Genomic DNA, 14857 nt, shown 5'->3' on the forward strand with positions numbered 1-14857 from the left:
TCGCGATGAGTTCCCCACGCCCGGCCGCGGGCAAGGCGCGCGGCATCCGCCAGACCATGTCCGACCTGCACATCTGGACCGGCCTGCTCGCCGGCTGGATCCTCTACGCCATGTTCCTCACCGGCACGGTGAGCTACTTCCGCGACGAGCTGTCGGCCTGGATGCGGCCCGAGCTGCCCGCCGCGCAGCAGCGGCTGGACCCGGCCGAGGTCGCGCAGCGGATGGTCGACGCCATGGGCGAACGGCATGCGCCCGGCTCGGCGCAGTGGAGCATCGCCCTGCCCACCGCCCGCAATCCCGCGGTGCCGGCGTTCTGGCGGGGCGGGCCGCGCTTCAAGAACGGCGTCTTCGACGCCGCCACCGGCAACGAACTGTCGGCGCGGGACACCCGGGGCGGCGATTTCTTCTATACCTTCCATTTCAATCTGCACTACATCCCGACGATGGCGGGGCGATGGATCGTCGGCCTGTGCGCCATGTTCATGCTGGTGGCGATCGTCAGCGGCGTGATCACGCACAAGAAGATCTTCGCGGACTTCTTCACCTTCCGCCGGGGCAAGGGCCAGCGCTCGTGGCTGGATGCGCACGTGGCCCTGTCGGTGCTGGGCCTGCCGTTCCATTTCATGATCACCTACAGCGGGCTGGTGATGCTGATGCTGCTCTATATGCCCTGGGGGGCGGACGCGGCCTTCAAGACGCCGCCCGCGCGCCAGGCGCTTTTCGCGCAGATGAGCGCCCTGGTGCCCGCCGGGCCGCCCGCCGGAGCCCGTGCGCCGCTGGCTTCCGTCGCAGACATGCTGAGGCAGGCCGAAGCGCGCTGGGGAAAGGACAAGGTGGGCCGCGTGACGGTCAACAATCCGGGCGATGCGGCGGCGCGGGTGGTGATGGTGCGGGGCGAGGACGGGCGCGTGTCGGTCAGCCCGCGCTATCTGGTGTTCGACGGCACGAACGGGCGGCTGCTCCAAAGCCACGACGAAGTCGGCCCGGCGGCGGAGACGCGGGGCGTGCTCTACGCGCTGCACCTGGGGCGGTTCGGCGACACGCTGGTCCGGTGGCTCTACTTCCTCGTGAGCCTGGCGGGCACGGCCATGGTGGGAACCGGCCTGGTGCTCTGGACGGTCAAGCGCAGGGCGAAACTGCCGGACCCGGACCGGCCGTATTTCGGCTTCCGCCTGGTGGAGCGGCTCAACATCGCGGCGATCGCCGGCCTGTCCGTCGCCATGGCGGCGTTCCTGTGGGGCAACCGGCTGTTGCCGCGCGGCGTGCCCGCCAGGGCGGACTGGGAGATCCACCTGTTCTTCATCGCCTGGGCGCTGGCGGCGGTCTATGCCGCGGCGCGGCCACCCAAGCGCGCCTGGGTGGAGCTGCTATGGCTCGCGTGCGCCCTGCTGGCGCTGCTGCCCGCGCTGAATGCCCTCGTCACGCCGCGCGGCCTGTGGCGCAGCCTCGCGCAAGGGGACTGGGTCTACGCGGGCATGGACCTGGCGCTGTGGGCGCTGGCCGCGCTGCACGCGGCGTTGGCCCTGCGCACCGCCCGCCACAAGCCGAAAGGCTCGCCAAGAGCCAAGCCGGCGAGGGCGGGCGCCGCCGGGCTATAGGCCGGCGGCCGCCAGGTCCGGCCGCCGCAGGTGCCAGTCGGTCGCCGCCTGGAACGCCATGCCGATGCGGCCCAGCGCGCCTTCCCCGTTGGGCTTGCCCAGCAGTTGCACGCCGATGGGCAGGCCGTTGGCGGTGAATCCGGCGGGCAGGGCCAGGCCCGAGGCATTGACGTAATTGCCGGGCCGGGTGAAGGCCGCCAGCGGCGTGGCGGCTTCGTCCACTTCTTCCAGCGGGCAGGCGGCGAAGGGCAGGCAGGGCGCCAGGACGGCGTCGATATCGCGCATCCAGTCTTGCCAGGCCGCGCAGGCCTGGGCGTGGGCCTGCAGCGCCCGGATGTAATCCGCGGCGCCCACTCCCTTGCCGGACACCACGCGGGAACGCACGTAGCGGCCGATGGGCAGGCTGTCGTCCTCGATGTAGTCGCGGTGCTGCGCATAGGCCTCGGCCGCGATGATCAGGCCGTTGCGCAGCATCATGTCGTGGAAGTCGAAGGGGAAGGGCGCTTCCGCCAGTTCCGCGCCCAGGCCCGCCAGCACGCGCCGCGCGTCGTCCAGCGCGCTTTGCACCGCCGCGTCGACGGCGATGGGATACTGCGCCGCCGGCATGATGGCGATGCGCATGCCGCGCAGCGGCCTCGCGCCGGCGTCCGGTTCGAGGAAGCGGAACGGGGGCACGCCCCGCGTCACGGGATCCCGCGGGTCGGGCCCGGACAGGGCCTGCGTCAGCAGCAGCGCATCGCGCGTGTCGCGGGTGAGCGGCCCGATGGAATCCAGCGTGTGCGACAGCGCCACCGAGCCGTGCAGGCTGATGAGGCCGCGCGTGGTCTTCAGGCCAGTGATGCCGTTCAGCGCGGCGGGAATGCGCACCGAGCCGCCGGTGTCGGAGCCCAGCGCGGCGGGCGCCAGGCCCGCCGCGACCGCCACGCCGGAGCCGCTGGACGAGCCGCCGGGAATGCGGGCGCGGACCAGGTCCCAGGGGTTGCGCGGCGTTCTCATCACGGGGTTCGTGCCCCAGCCGCCGAAGGCGAACTCCACCATGTGCGTCTTGCCCAGCACCACCATGCCGGCGTCCAGCAGCCGGGTCACGGCCGTGGCGGTGACTTCGCTGCGGCGCTGCCGCCAGGCTTGCGAGCCGGCCGTGGTGACCTGGCCCTGGATGTCGCACAGGTCCTTGACCGCCACGGGCAGGCCGTCCAGCGGGCCGAGCAGGCCGTAGCCCGCGCGGCGGCGCGCGTCGGCGGCTTCGGCCAGTTTCAGCGCGCCTTCGCGGTCGACGCTGACGTAGGCGGCCAGCGCGGGGTTGGCCCGGTCGATGCGGTCCAGGTAGTGCCGCGCCAGTTCCACCGAACTGTAGCGGCCGCCGGCCAGGCCTTGCGCCAGTTCGCCCAGCGTGGCAAATGCAATGTCAGACATGTTTTCCTCAGTCGATGTACAAGCGGCACGGACTGCCGTGCCGCCTGCTGTGGGATCCTCAGCGCGGGTCTAGCGCTTGTTCCAGTCGGGGGTCGGGTACACCGGCTTCTGCGTGGCCACGTCCTCGGGCCAGACGGGCACCATGCCCTTGCCGGGCAGGAGCTGCACGACGGGGAAGGGCATCAGGAGCTGCTTGCCCGTGTCGTCGATGGCATACGGGCCGGCCATGACGGTGAGCTTGCCGGACAGGTCCAGGGACGCTTTCTTGAGCGCGGCCGCGTCGGTGTTGCCGGCCTTCTTCACGATCTCTTCGGTCAGCGCGCCCGCGCCATAGGCCAGCGCCGTCTGGAAATCGGGCGGGAACTCGGCCTTGGGGAACTGGCGGTCGTAGGCCGCGGCGAACTGCTCGCGCGTCATGCCGGCGTTGACCTTCCAGTTGATCGCGGGATGGTAGTTGGTGTGGCTGTAGATGTAGTTCGCGTCCGCGCCGATGGCCTGGAACTGGGGCGTCGACGCATACACCATGAAGACGTACGGGAAGTTGATGTCCAACTGCTTCATCTGGCGCGTCATGCTGATCAGGTCGCCCTCGTACGAGGTCGGCACCAGCGCTTCGGCGCCGGCCGCGCGCGCCTTCTGAAGGATGGTGCTGAAGTCCTTCTGGCCCTTCGGATATTTTTCGAACAGCACCACCTGCATGCCGTTCTTGGCGGCCTGTTCGCGTCCGCCTTCGGCCAGGCCCGCGGGGAACGGTTCGTCCGAATACAGCAGCGCCACCTTCTTCACTCCCTGCCTGGCGGCCAGCTCCATGTTGGCGCGCAGCATGGCCGACACCGGCATCTGCGTGCCGGAGACCATGTTCTTGAAGCCCTGCTTGTACAGGTCGTCGCTGGCGGCGGACCAGACCATCATGTACTTGCCCAGCCGTTCCGTCACGGTCGCGGCGGCGGCCGTCAGCGTGGAGCCGAAGGGCGCGAACACCAGATCCACTTTTTCATCGACAATCAGGCGTTCGTAAACACGGGTCACCATCTGCTTGTCGCTGCGGTCGTCCAGCTTGACCAGTTCGACCGGGTACTTCTTGCCGTTGACTTCGATGCCGCCGCGGCGGTTGACGTCGTCCACCCACAGCTCCACGCCGCGCACGCCCGACTGCGACGCCAGGGCGAAGCTGCCGGTGGACGAAACGGTCATGCCGACCCGGATCTTATCCGAGGTCTGGGCGGCGCCGATGGATGGCGTCAGGGCGGCCATGGCCAAGGCCAGGGCCGGTAAGCGGAACAGCCAGGATTTCGCGAACATGGGTTGTCTCCTATCGTTTTTGGATGTGGGCCTTTCCTCCCGCGGCGCTTGAGTGCCAGGCCCGGTATTGGGCAATAATTGCCCAATACGCGAGAAAGCGTATAACAAATAGGCATGGAGTGCACGCCTTGAATAAATTGAACTACCGACAGACCGAAATGCTCTGGGCCATCGTGATGGCCGGATCGATCAGCGGCGCCGCCCGCCTGCTGAATATTTCGCAGCCCGCGGTCAGCCGGATGCTGGCGCAGACCGAGAAGTCCATGGGGCTGACGCTGTTCGAGCGGGTTCGCGGGCGGCTCAGGCCCACGCCGCAAGTGCACAGCCTGTTTGAGGAAATCGAAAAAACCCAGCGCATGATGCAGCGCGTCAACGACCTGGCCGACGCGCTGTCGGAGCATGGCACGGGGGTGCTGCGGCTGGCCTCCATTCCGAGCCTGGCGCAGTTCTTGGTACCGCGCGCGGTGGCGCGTTTCCAGCAGCGCCATCCGGAACTGCTGTTGCGGCTGAACACCAGCGCGCTGCCCAGCCTGATCACCGAGGTGCTGCAGGGCGAGACGGAGCTTGGCCTGGTGGTCATGCAGGCGGACCATCCCTTCCTGACGTCCGAGCCGCTGCACGTGGGCCGGATGGTGGCGGCGATCCCGAAATCCCACCCGCTGGCGCAGCGGGCCGAGGTCAGCCTGGCTGATCTGTCCCCGCATCCGCACATCGTGGTGGGCACGCGCATGCCCTTCGGCATGCTGGTGCTGGGGGCGTTCGAGCAGGCCGGGCTGCCCTGCAGGATGTGCGCCGACGTGCCCTGGAGCCAACTGGCGTGCGCGCTGGTCAACGCCGGCGTGGGGATCGCCATCGTGGACGAATTCACCGTCATGCAGAACACCATGCCCGACGTCGCGATCGTGCCGCTGGCCGAGCGCATTCCCCTGAACATCTCGGCCGTCTACGCCCGCGGGCGGGAGCCTTCGCAGATCGCCCTTCAGTTCATCAAAGAACTGCGCCAGGTGCTGGCGGAAGCGTTTCCAGGACCAATTCAGGGTTAATACTTAACCTGAAGTTATGGATTTATCGGTCATAATCGCCTCCAAATAAAGCGGCCATCCAGCCCGGACAGGCCCGGAGGAAGACACCATGAGCAGCAGTCCCGCCCTGGCGGCGGGCGCGGCGTCGCATCGCGCGCAGGATCAGCGCGCGGTGCGATTGCGCACCCGCATCGCAATGACCGTCTTTGTCGCGCTGACGGCCGTCCTGGCCGCGATTCCCCTGGCGACCTCGAACATCTCGTTCGCGTTCTACCTGATGCTGTGGATCACCATGGCCAGCGCCATGAACATCTGCGTGGGCTTCACGGGCTACCTGCCGTTCGGCTACGTGGTGTTCTACGGCGTGGGCGCCTACGCCACCGGCATCTGCTACAAGATCCTGGGCTGGCCGATCCTGCCCTCGCTGCTGGCCGCGGGCGGCGTGGGAGTGGCCATCGCGCTGCTGCTGGCACCCACGCTGCGCCTGCGCGGGGTGTACTTCGGCATCGTGAGCCTGGCGCTGGCCACCATCGTCAAGCTGGTCATTTCCAACCTGCCCCAGTCCTTTACCGGCGGCAGCATGGGCATCATCTTGTCCAACGCCAACAATCCGGCGCACAGCTACTACGCCATGCTGATCGTGATGGGCGCCACGCTGGCCACGGTCACCTGGCTGTCGGTATCGCGCCTGGGCCGCGCGCTCAAGGCGATCCGCGACGACGACGGCGCCGCCGCCTGCGTCGGCATCCACGTTCCCAATACCCGGCTGAAGGCATGGCTGCTGGCGGCGCTGTTCCCGGCGCTGGCCGGCGGCATCGAGGCCTGGTACACCAACGTGGTCGATCCGGAATACGCCTTCCACGTGCTGATCACCGCCAAAAGCATCATCTACGCCATGGCGGGCGGCTTCGGCACCATCCTCGGGCCGGTCGCGGGCACCCTGGCGCTCCTGGGCATCGACCACGTGATCTGGCAGAGATTCCCGGTGGTGAACCTGCTGCTGCTGGGCCTGATCATCGTGCTGCTGATGCTGTTCCTGCCGCGCGGCATCGTCGGCAGCCTGATCAAGCGCAAGCCGCAACTGCGCCGCTACATCGCCTGAGGAGCCGCCATGACCGGACTGATTATCCAGGGCCTGATCAACGGCCTCATCCTGGGCGCCATCTACGGCCTGATCGGCGTGGGGCTGAACGTGGTGTTCGGCGTGCTGCGCGTGGTGAACTTCGCGCACGGCGAATTCCTGGTGCTGGGCGCCTACTTCGCGTTCTACCTGCTGGAATATGCCGGCATCAACCCGCTGCTGGCGCTGCCGCTGGCCTTCGCGGCCTTCTTCCTGGCGGGCTACCTGCTGTACTTCGTGCTGATTCCGCGGCTGAACAAGGCCGACGATCCCGAAATCAGTTCGCTCTTGCTGATGTTCGGGGTGTCCATCATGCTGGGCGCGCTGATGCTGCTGGCCTTCGACGCCGACGCGCGTTCGCTGCCGTACGAGATCGAGCCGGTGTTTCTGAAGTTCGGCCCCGTCCTGATTCCCACCGTGCGGCTGCTGGCGCTGGTCATCGCGCTCGCCATCATCGGCGGGCTGACGCTGTTCCTGTACCGCAGCCAGTTGGGCAAGGCGCTGCGCGCCATCATCATGAACCGCGACGCGGTGCGCATCGTGGGCATCAACGCCGAGCGCCTGTCGGCGGTGGCGTTCGGCCTGGGCGTCGGGCTGGCGGCGGCCAGCGGCGTGCTGGTCGCGATGGTGTTCCCGGCGTTCTCGCCCTTCATGGGCAACGACTACACCCTGATCGGCTTTATCGTCATCGTGCTGGGCGGGCTGGGCCATCCGGTGGGGGCGCTGGTCGGGGCGCTGCTGTACGGCGTCACCGAACAGGTGTCGGTGGTGTTCTTCAACCCGTCCATCGCCACCATCTGCGGTTTCGCGCTGATGGTCGCGATGATCTTCGTCAAGCCCAGCGGCCTGTTCGGCCGCCAGGCGCTGCGCTGACCGGGAGCCGGACATGCTGAAAGTCACGAATCTCAAGAAGCGCTTCGGCGGGCTGGTCGCTTTGCAGGGCGTCGACCTGGAGGTGCCGCGCGGCTCCATCCTGGGCGTCATCGGCATGAACGGGTCGGGCAAGACCACCATGCTCAACTGCATCAACGGCATCTACACGCCGGACGAAGGCCGCATCGAACTGGACGGCCGCGACATCGCCGGCCGCCAGATTCACGAGGTGGCCCGGCTGGGCGTGGGGCGCACTTTCCAGGTGCCGCGCATCTTCCGCCAACTGAGCCTGCTGGACAACCTGGACGTGGCCCAGCAGCAGGCGGGCCGCGGCGCCGACGAACGCTATGCGCAGTCCGAGTACTGGCTGCACAAGGTGGAACTGCACCGCCTGCGGCACAACTACGCCGAGGAACTGTCCGGCGGCCAGCAGAAACTGGTGGAGCTGGCGCGCATCATGGTGGCGCGGCCCAAGGTGGTGCTGCTGGACGAACCCTTCGCGGGCGTCAATCCGGCGCTGGCCCAGTTGCTGATCTCGGTGATCCGTGAACTGCCGACCGAACACGATTGCTCGGTGGTGCTGGTGTCGCACGACCTGACGTCCATTTACCAGCTATCGCACCACATCATCGTGATGAACGAAGGCGCGATCCTGTGCGAGGGCGACGCCGACCGCGTGCGCGCCGACCCGCGGGTGGTCGAAGCCTATCTGGGAGCCTGATATGAGCACGCCTATCATCGCGCTGGAGGACGTGACGGTCGCCTACCACGGCGACATCACCATCCTGAACCGCATCAACGTCCAGGCGCGCGCGGGCAAGGTCACCGGCGTGATCGGCCCCAACGGCGCGGGAAAGTCCACGGTGCTGAAGACGCTGTTCGGCTTCCTGCCGCCGCGCACCGGCCGCATCACGCTGCGCGGCGAGGACATCAGCGCGCAGCCTTCGCACGAGCGGGCCGGCCACGGCGTCGCGTTCGTGCCGCAGCACCGCAGCCTGTTCGGCGAACTGTCGGTGCACGACAACCTGCTGCTGGGCTGCTGGCCGTTCCGCGGCGACAAGGCGCGGGTGCGCCGGCGCATCGATTCGGTCTACGACCGCTTCCCCATTCTGGCGCAGAAGCGCAACGACCCCGTGTCCAGCATGAGCGGCGGGCAGCAGCGCTTCGTGGAGTTCGGCCGGGCCTTGCTGATCGAGCCTTCGGTGATCCTGCTGGACGAGCCGACCGCGATGCTGGCGCCGAAGATATCCAAGGAGATCTATGGCCTGATCCGCGGGTTCGCCGACGAGGGCATGACGGTGGTGCTGGTGGACCAGAACGTGCGCCGCTGCGCGGAGGTGTCCGACTATATGTATATCCTGGAACTGGGGCGCAACAAGGCCGAGGGCGACCGCGAATCCTTCGAGGACGGCGGCGGCTTGCGGGAGATGGTCGCTTCGTGGATGGACTACAAGATCGATTGAGGTGTCTCGCCGCCGCACCGCAGGTGTCTGACACCCCTGCGAGATGACGCAGGTGTCTGACACCCGTACGAGATGACGGCGCGGCTTGAAGAGACGCTTCCGGGTGTCAGACACCCACCGTGGCGGCAACGTCTTCCCTCCGGGGTGTCAGACACCCGGAAGCGCTGCCTCAAGCCTGAAACGCCTTGCCGTAGGGGTGTCAGACACCTGCGTCATCTCGCAGGGGTGTCAGACACTGACCTCACCGGGACGATTCAGAGCAAGCCGCGTATACCCGCGATGCCGTGCGCGCCGTGGCGCAGCGCGGCCGACAGCGTGCTGCTCGATTGGCCGCCCAGCGCGAACACGGGGATGCCCGCGTCGCGGTTGCCGGCGACGAATCCTTCCCAGCCCAGCGTGGGGGCGCCCGGGTGCGACGCCGTTTCCAGCACGGGGCCCAGCACCGCGAAGTCCGCGCCGATTTCGCGCGCGTGCACGACTTCGGCGTTGTCGTGGGCGGACACGCCCACCAGCGCTCCGGCGGGCAGCGCCGGGCGGGCGGTCAGGCGGGCCGCGTCGGCCCCGCGCAGGTGCACGCCGTCGGCTTCCTTCCACCATGCGGCGGGATGGACGCTGTTGACCAGCAGGCGGGCGCCCGCGGCGCGGCAGCGCTTCAGCACGGCCTGCAGCACTTCATGCAGCGAACTGGCGCCCACGCCGTCCGGCCATTGCGGTTCGCGCAACTGCACCAGTTTCACGCCGCGCGCGAGCGCCGCGTCCAGACGGCCCAGGAACGCGGGCACGCCGGCGCGCGAGCCGATGCTGCTGATGCCGTAGGCGGTGGGCAGTTGCAGCCAGCGCAGCGGCGGCAGCGTGGCGGGCAGCAGGTCGCCCACCGATGCCGCCTGGGCGGGATCCACCCATTCCAGGCGCTGGTTTTCCAGGCTGCGCGGTTCGCCTTCCCAGCCCGTGACGTGGCAGAACGCCAGGCGCACGGTGGTGTGCGGGTAGGCGTGCACGTAGGTGACCCAGGGGCGCGACTGTGTGACGCGGATGCCGATTTCTTCGTGCAGTTCGCGCGCCAGCGCCTCCAGCACGGTTTCGCCCGGTTCGAGCTTGCCGCCCGGCAGTTCCCACCAGCCGGCCCACGGCTTGCCTTCCGGGCGCTGCCCCAGGAGCAGCATGCCGTCCGGGCGCAGGATCAGGCCGGCCGCGACGTCGACGATCTTCTCAGACATGCCGGGCCGCCCAGTCGCGCGCGAATTGGTAGGCCACGCGGCCCGAGCGCGAGCCGCGCTCGATCGTCCATTGCAGGGCCTCGGTGCGCGACGGCTCGATCTGCGCTTCCGGGCAGCCCAGCTCGCGCAGCCAGTGGTAGACGATGTCCAGGTAGTCGTCCTGCTTGAAGGGATAGAACGACAGCCACAGGCCGAAGCGCTCGGACAGCGAGATCTTTTCCTCGACCGTTTCGCCGGGGTGGATCTCGCCGTCGGGCTGGTGCTTGGCCGCCAGGTTCTCGCTCATGTATTCCGGCATCAGGTGGCGCCGGTTGGAGGTGGCGTAGATCAGCACGTTGTCGCCGGAGGCGGACACCGAGCCGTCCAGCACCGACTTCAGCGCCTTGTAGCCGGCCTCGCCTTCCTCGAAGGACAGGTCGTCGCAGAACACGATGAAGCGTTCGGGCCGCGCGGCCACCAGCTCGACGATGTCGGCCAGGTCGCCCAGGTCGGACTTGTCGACTTCGATCAGGCGCAGGCCGCGGTCGCCGTAGGCGGCCAGCATGGCCTTGACCAGCGAACTCTTGCCGGTGCCGCGGGCGCCGGTCATGAGCACGTTGTTGGCGGGCTTCTTTTCGATGAACTGCAGCGTGTTGCGGTCGATGATGGCCTTCTGGCGCTCGATGTGCTGAAGGTCTTCCATGTCGATGCGCGCCACGTGGCGCACGGCGTCCAGCCAGCCGCGCGAGCCGCGCTTGCGCCAGCGGAAGGCGTGGGCGCTCCAGTCGATTTCGGGCGGGGCGGGAGGAAGCCAGGCTTCCAACTGGGCCAGCACGCGTTCGGCGCGCTGGATAAGGGTGGAAAACTCGGTTGCGGTCACGTCTCAAGTCCTGGGGAGGGAGGTGTCTGACACCCAATGAGATACCCGTCGAGCCTGAAGCTCATCTACAGGGTGTCAGACACCTGTTTATCTTATGAACGGTAGTCGGCGTTGATCGACACGTACTCGTGCGAGAAATCGCAGGTGTAGACCGTGTCGCTCACCTGGCCGCGACCCAGCGCGATGCGCACCAGGATCTCGGCCTGCTTCATCACGCGCTGGCCGTCGGCTTCCTGGTAGGCGGGGTTGCGGCCGCCGTCCTTGGCCACCAGCACGTCGTCCAGCCACAGGCGGATCCCGGAGACGTCCAGGTCGTCGATGCCGGCGTAGCCCACCGCGGCCAGGATGCGGCCCAGGTTGGGGTCCGACGCGAAGAAGGCGGTCTTGACCAGCGGCGAGTGCGCCACGGCGTACGCCACCTTCAGGGCTTCCTCGGTGTTGCCGGCCTCTTCGACGCGGATGGTCATGAACTTGGTGGCGCCTTCGGCGTCGCGCACGATCTTGGTGGCCAGGTCCAGCGCGGCGGCCGCCAGGGCCTCGCGCACCGCGGCGTAGGCGGCGTCGGATTCGCTATTGACGTTGACGCCCGACTTGCCGGTGGCGGCGATGATGAAGGAGTCGTTGGTGGACGTGTCGCCGTCGACGGTGATGCGGTTGAACGAGGCGTCGGCGATTTCGCCGGCGAGTTTGCGCAGCAGCGGCTGGGCGATGCCGGCGTCGGTCGCCAGGAAGCTCAGCATGGTGGCCATGTTCGGGCGGATCATGCCCGCGCCCTTGCTGATGCCGGTAAAGGTGACGGTCTTGCCTTCGATCTGGACCTGGGCCGAGTAGATCTTCGGCAGCGTGTCGGTCGTCATGATGCCGTGGGCGGCGCTGGCCCAGCGGTCGACGCCGAGGTCGGCGATGGCGCGGGGCAGGCCGGCGACCAGGCGGTCCAGCGGCAGCGGCTCCAGGATGACGCCGGTGGAGAACGGCAGGATCTGGGCGGCGGGCAGGCCCAGCAACTGGCCCAGCGCCGCGCAGGTGTCCTGGGCCTTCTTCAGGCCTTCCTCGCCGGTGCCGGCGTTGGCGTTGCCCGTGTTGATGACCAGCGCGCCGATGGGGCCGCCGGCGGCCAGGTGGGCCTGGCAGACCTGCACGGGGGCGGCGCAGAAGCGGTTGCGCGTGAAGACGCCGGCGACGCTGGTGCCTTCGGCCAGGCGGAATACCGTCAGATCGCGTCGGTTGGCTTTGCGGATGCCGGCCTCGGCGACGCCGATTTCAACGCCGGCAACAGGAAAAATTTCGGACTCGGAGGGGATCTGCAGGTTAACGGCCATGACTTCGTCTCATGAATGAGCAGGACGGAATCGCCGCCAGGCGAGGCGGCGCGCGGGGGAAAGCTTCGTATTATCCCACCGGTTCGGGACCGGCGACGTTACACGTCGCGGGACGCGCCCGTCAGGGACCGATCCGCATGGCCGCCACGTCCAGCACGCCGGCCTCGCGGTTGCCGAATACGCCGCGCACGGCGCCGTCGGGCGCCTGCAGCACCGATTTGCCGGCGGGCACGTCGTCGCCGCCGGCGCGGCGCGCCGAGCGGCCGCGCGACGGGGAAAACAGCAGGTCCCCCGCCTGGGCGCCCGGCAGGGCGGGATTGGCGGCCAGCACCCGCGTGCCCGGCGGGTAGGTCATGTCGCCCAGGACGGTTTCGCGGGCCAGCAGGCCTTCGAAGCCCAGCATGCGGCGCTGGCCGTCCAACTGCATGTCCACCTTCAGCAAGGGCAGGCGGTCGACGTCCAGGGCGTCGCTGCCTTCGGTGCGCAGCAGCCAGCGCGGCGCGTCCCCGGCCGCGCCGGGCGCGGGGGCGGCGGCGATGACCTTCAGCCAGGCGCCCGCGGGCACGGGCTGCTGGTCCAGGGTATTGCCGACGGCCAGGTGGCAACTGGCGAACCGGGGGTGCCCGTCCCGCAAGACGAATTCGATCCGGTGCCCGTGCGCGCACAGCCAGCCGTCCAGCGCCTGGTCGCGCTCGATCTCCACCGACAGAGTCTCGGCCTGCTTGTCGTGGGCGGCATAGCGGAACAGGCGCGACGCCGCGATGCCGAGGATGGGGGCGGGGTGCGCCGCGGGAAAGACGGCGCGGTCGAACGAGGCCAGGTCGCCCGGTGCGGCCAGGCGGAGTTCGGTGCCGGCGGGCATCTCCACGCCGGCCAGCCGCGTGGGCTGGGCCAGCACGGTCTTGCGGCCGGCGTCGGCCTCGGCGTCGCGCTGGGCCGAGAACCACAGGCTGAGCTGCTGGTAAGGAAAAATGGCGCCGACGACGGCGAGGAACGCCATCAGGGCGGTGCCGGTGCGGCGGTGGCCGCCCAGCCAGTGGCGGGCGCTGCGGGTCGTGGCCAGGACGGCCAGCCAGGTCAGCAGCGTGGCGAGGCAGGCCAGCGAAGCCGCCATCAGCACATAGAAATTACCGCCAGGAAGGGAAACCGGAATCATGGCGGCAATTATGCGCCAAACCGGCGGGCGGTTTCAGCGCGGACGGTTCAGCTTTTGGCCGACGCCGAACGGGTGGCCACCACCTGCAGCTTGAGTTCGCCCAGGGCCTGGAACAGCGCGTTGCGGGTGGCCTCGGGCAGGTCGCCGAACATGGACTTGACCCAGGACTCGTGGGCGCGAGCCATGCGGGCGAAGCTCTTCCTGCCCAGCGGGGTGAGCTTGATGAGCGAGCTGCGGCGGTCGGATTCGACCTTGGCGCGCACGACCAGCCCTTCTTTTTCGAGCTGGTCCGTGATGCCCGTGATGTTGCCGTTGGTGACCATCATGTGGCGCGACAGTTCGCCCATCTTCATGCCCTTGGGCGCGCGCTGCAATTGCGCCATCAGGTCGAAGCGGGGCAGGGTCGTGTCGAACTCGTTGCGCAGGCGGCTGCGGATCTCGCTTTCGACGAGATTGGCGCAGGTCAGCATGCGCAGCCACAGGCGCAGGGCTTGGTGATCGTCCGGCGCGGCGCGGGATTCCAGGTCGGGGGCGTTGATCATGGTTCGTTACCGGGAATGAGGGGCGGGCGCCAGACCCATCTGATCGAAGATGGCGCGGGTCAGCGGACTCTGGGGATCGTTGAGGGTCAGCACGATGTCGTAGTGGTTCGTTCCGGGCATCGGCACATAGTGCCCGGGAAAGCCGCGCTCGCGCCAGGCGGCGAGGTAGTCGTCGCTCTGGCGCTTGAATTCGGCGGTCTCGGTTTCGCCGTAGCTGACCACCAGCGGGCAGCCCGTTTGCGGCAGGTGCAGGGCGGGGCTGTTGCGGATGGCGTCGGCCTCGCTCATGCGCATCCATTCGTTGACGTGGGTGTGCACCAGGGGGCGCAGGTCGAACAGGCCCGACAGCGGGGCCGCGCCGCGGATCACGTCGGGCGGGACCTCGTAGCCGGCATGCCAGCCGCCGGACAGCAGCGCGCCGGCCAGGTGCCCGCCGGCGGAGCTGCCGCAGATGTGGATGCGCCCCGGGTCGCCGCCGTATTCGGCGATGTGGCGGTGGATCCAGGCCAGGGCGCGCCGGTTCTGGTCCACGATGCGGTCCAGCGTGACGGCCGGCGCCAGCGAGTAGTTCACCGCCACGACGACGGCGCCGGCCCGGGTGAACGCCGGGGCCATGCCGCTGGAATCGCTCTTGGACAGCAGGCGCCAGTAGCCGCCGTGGATGAACACGAACACCGGCGCGCTGCGCGCGCCGCCGCCGGCCGGGAAGATGTCCAGCGATTCGTCGGCGTGGTCGCCGAAGGGCACGTCCAGCGCGCAGTCCAGCGTGCGCCGCGCCTCGGCGCTGTCTTCGGCGTACTTCTTGAGTATCGGCTGGATGTCGGGTACTGTCGCGCGAGCGTTGTACTGAACGTCCAGTCCGGCGCGGTCGTAATTGCGGTAGAGCGTGGCCATGGCAGTCGCTATTGGGAAACCCCGTTGGTAAAAACCCTAGACTTGTTTTGGGGGATACTTTAAACCTAAACTATGAACC

General features: G+C 68.4%; 14 protein-coding genes. 6 read left to right on the forward strand and 8 right to left on the reverse strand.

The features are described 5' to 3' along the window. The first annotated feature begins 5 nt into the window (after positions 1–5). Entirely contained in the window at positions 6–1598 is a 1593-nt protein-coding gene (locus AVE30378_RS14425) for a PepSY-associated TM helix domain-containing protein (RefSeq protein ID WP_129241557.1), read from the forward strand. On the opposite strand, the gene AVE30378_RS14430 is transcribed toward AVE30378_RS14425, so the two are convergent. Together AVE30378_RS14430 and AVE30378_RS14435 are read right to left on the reverse strand one after the other, a co-directional pair. Then, the gene (locus AVE30378_RS14430) at positions 1593–3011 is read right to left on the reverse strand and encodes an amidase (protein ID WP_129241558.1); all 1419 of its coding nucleotides are present in this window, start codon (positions 3009–3011) and stop codon (positions 1593–1595) included. The genes AVE30378_RS14425 and AVE30378_RS14430 overlap by 6 nt on opposite strands. Positions 3012–3080: 69 nt before the next feature. Then, positions 3081–4313 carry an amino acid ABC transporter substrate-binding protein gene (locus tag AVE30378_RS14435; RefSeq protein ID WP_129241559.1) on the reverse strand — a complete coding sequence of 411 codons (1233 nt, stop codon included), beginning with the start codon at positions 4311–4313 and terminating at the stop codon, positions 3081–3083. 119 nt (positions 4314–4432) lie between these two features. Between AVE30378_RS14435 and AVE30378_RS14440 the strand changes: the two genes are divergently transcribed. From AVE30378_RS14440 to AVE30378_RS14460, 5 genes are all read left to right on the forward strand, one after another. Continuing rightward, a complete protein-coding gene (locus tag AVE30378_RS14440) occupies positions 4433–5356 on the forward strand; it encodes a LysR family transcriptional regulator (RefSeq protein ID WP_129241560.1) in 924 nt (307 codons plus the stop codon). An 88-nt stretch (positions 5357–5444) separates the two neighbouring features. Next, the gene (locus AVE30378_RS14445) at positions 5445–6437 is read left to right on the forward strand and encodes a branched-chain amino acid ABC transporter permease (RefSeq protein ID WP_129241561.1); all 993 of its coding nucleotides are present in this window, start codon (positions 5445–5447) and stop codon (positions 6435–6437) included. Positions 6438–6446: 9 nt separating this feature from the next. Next, complete coding sequence (locus AVE30378_RS14450) at positions 6447–7328, forward strand: branched-chain amino acid ABC transporter permease (protein WP_129241562.1); 882 nt, start codon at positions 6447–6449, stop codon at positions 7326–7328. Between the two features lie 13 nt (positions 7329–7341). Then, positions 7342–8049: an ABC transporter ATP-binding protein gene (locus tag AVE30378_RS14455; protein ID WP_129241563.1), complete on the forward strand. Its 708-nt coding sequence runs from the start codon at positions 7342–7344 to the stop codon at positions 8047–8049. 1 nt (position 8050) lies between these two features. After that, a complete protein-coding gene (locus AVE30378_RS14460; RefSeq protein ID WP_129241564.1) occupies positions 8051–8791 on the forward strand; it encodes a branched-chain amino acid ABC transporter ATP-binding protein in 741 nt (246 codons plus the stop codon). A 254-nt stretch (positions 8792–9045) separates the two neighbouring features. Here AVE30378_RS14460 and AVE30378_RS14465 read toward each other — a convergent pair whose 3' ends face one another. The 6 genes from AVE30378_RS14465 to AVE30378_RS14490 form a co-directional block, all read right to left on the reverse strand. Continuing rightward, complete coding sequence (locus AVE30378_RS14465) at positions 9046–10008, reverse strand: Nudix family hydrolase (RefSeq protein ID WP_129241565.1); 963 nt, start codon at positions 10006–10008, stop codon at positions 9046–9048. After that, positions 10001–10867: an ATP-binding protein gene (locus tag AVE30378_RS14470; RefSeq protein WP_129241566.1), complete on the reverse strand. Its 867-nt coding sequence runs from the start codon at positions 10865–10867 to the stop codon at positions 10001–10003. Before AVE30378_RS14470 ends, AVE30378_RS14465 begins: the two co-directional genes overlap by 8 nt. A 92-nt stretch (positions 10868–10959) precedes the next feature. Beyond that, the gene (gene argJ, locus AVE30378_RS14475; protein WP_129241567.1) at positions 10960–12186 is read right to left on the reverse strand and encodes a bifunctional glutamate N-acetyltransferase/amino-acid acetyltransferase ArgJ; all 1227 of its coding nucleotides are present in this window, start codon (positions 12184–12186) and stop codon (positions 10960–10962) included. Between the two features lie 121 nt (positions 12187–12307). Beyond that, positions 12308–13342: a hypothetical protein gene (locus AVE30378_RS14480; protein WP_129241568.1), complete on the reverse strand. Its 1035-nt coding sequence runs from the start codon at positions 13340–13342 to the stop codon at positions 12308–12310. A 47-nt stretch (positions 13343–13389) separates the two neighbouring features. Further along, the gene (locus AVE30378_RS14485) at positions 13390–13884 is read right to left on the reverse strand and encodes a MarR family winged helix-turn-helix transcriptional regulator (protein ID WP_129241569.1); all 495 of its coding nucleotides are present in this window, start codon (positions 13882–13884) and stop codon (positions 13390–13392) included. Positions 13885–13890: 6 nt separating this feature from the next. Then, positions 13891–14778, reverse strand: coding sequence for an alpha/beta hydrolase (locus tag AVE30378_RS14490; protein ID WP_129241570.1), 888 nt, complete (start codon positions 14776–14778; stop codon positions 13891–13893). Positions 14779–14857: the final 79 nt, after the last annotated feature.

Origin of the sequence: Achromobacter veterisilvae (genome assembly GCF_900496975.1) — a bacterium.
In the GTDB taxonomy this organism is placed as follows: Bacteria; Pseudomonadota; Gammaproteobacteria; order Burkholderiales; family Burkholderiaceae_B; genus Achromobacter; species Achromobacter veterisilvae.

What these genes read in the sequence shown, in the direction of transcription:
- AVE30378_RS14425 (WP_129241557.1), top strand. Translation starts at nt 6, where the DNA reads ATGAGTTCCCCACGCCCGGCCGCGGGCAAGGCGCGCGGCATCCGCCAG.
- AVE30378_RS14430 (WP_129241558.1), bottom strand. Translation starts at nt 3,011, where the DNA reads ATGTCTGACATTGCATTTGCCACGCTGGGCGAACTGGCGCAAGGCCTG.
- AVE30378_RS14435 (WP_129241559.1), bottom strand. Translation starts at nt 4,313, where the DNA reads ATGTTCGCGAAATCCTGGCTGTTCCGCTTACCGGCCCTGGCCTTGGCC.
- AVE30378_RS14445 (WP_129241561.1), top strand. Translation starts at nt 5,445, where the DNA reads ATGAGCAGCAGTCCCGCCCTGGCGGCGGGCGCGGCGTCGCATCGCGCG.
- AVE30378_RS14450 (WP_129241562.1), top strand. Translation starts at nt 6,447, where the DNA reads ATGACCGGACTGATTATCCAGGGCCTGATCAACGGCCTCATCCTGGGC.
- AVE30378_RS14455 (WP_129241563.1), top strand. Translation starts at nt 7,342, where the DNA reads ATGCTGAAAGTCACGAATCTCAAGAAGCGCTTCGGCGGGCTGGTCGCT.
- AVE30378_RS14460 (WP_129241564.1), top strand. Translation starts at nt 8,051, where the DNA reads ATGAGCACGCCTATCATCGCGCTGGAGGACGTGACGGTCGCCTACCAC.
- AVE30378_RS14465 (WP_129241565.1), bottom strand. Translation starts at nt 10,008, where the DNA reads ATGTCTGAGAAGATCGTCGACGTCGCGGCCGGCCTGATCCTGCGCCCG.
- argJ (WP_129241567.1), bottom strand. Translation starts at nt 12,186, where the DNA reads ATGGCCGTTAACCTGCAGATCCCCTCCGAGTCCGAAATTTTTCCTGTT.
- AVE30378_RS14480 (WP_129241568.1), bottom strand. Translation starts at nt 13,342, where the DNA reads ATGATTCCGGTTTCCCTTCCTGGCGGTAATTTCTATGTGCTGATGGCG.
- AVE30378_RS14485 (WP_129241569.1), bottom strand. Translation starts at nt 13,884, where the DNA reads ATGATCAACGCCCCCGACCTGGAATCCCGCGCCGCGCCGGACGATCAC.
- AVE30378_RS14490 (WP_129241570.1), bottom strand. Translation starts at nt 14,778, where the DNA reads ATGGCCACGCTCTACCGCAATTACGACCGCGCCGGACTGGACGTTCAG.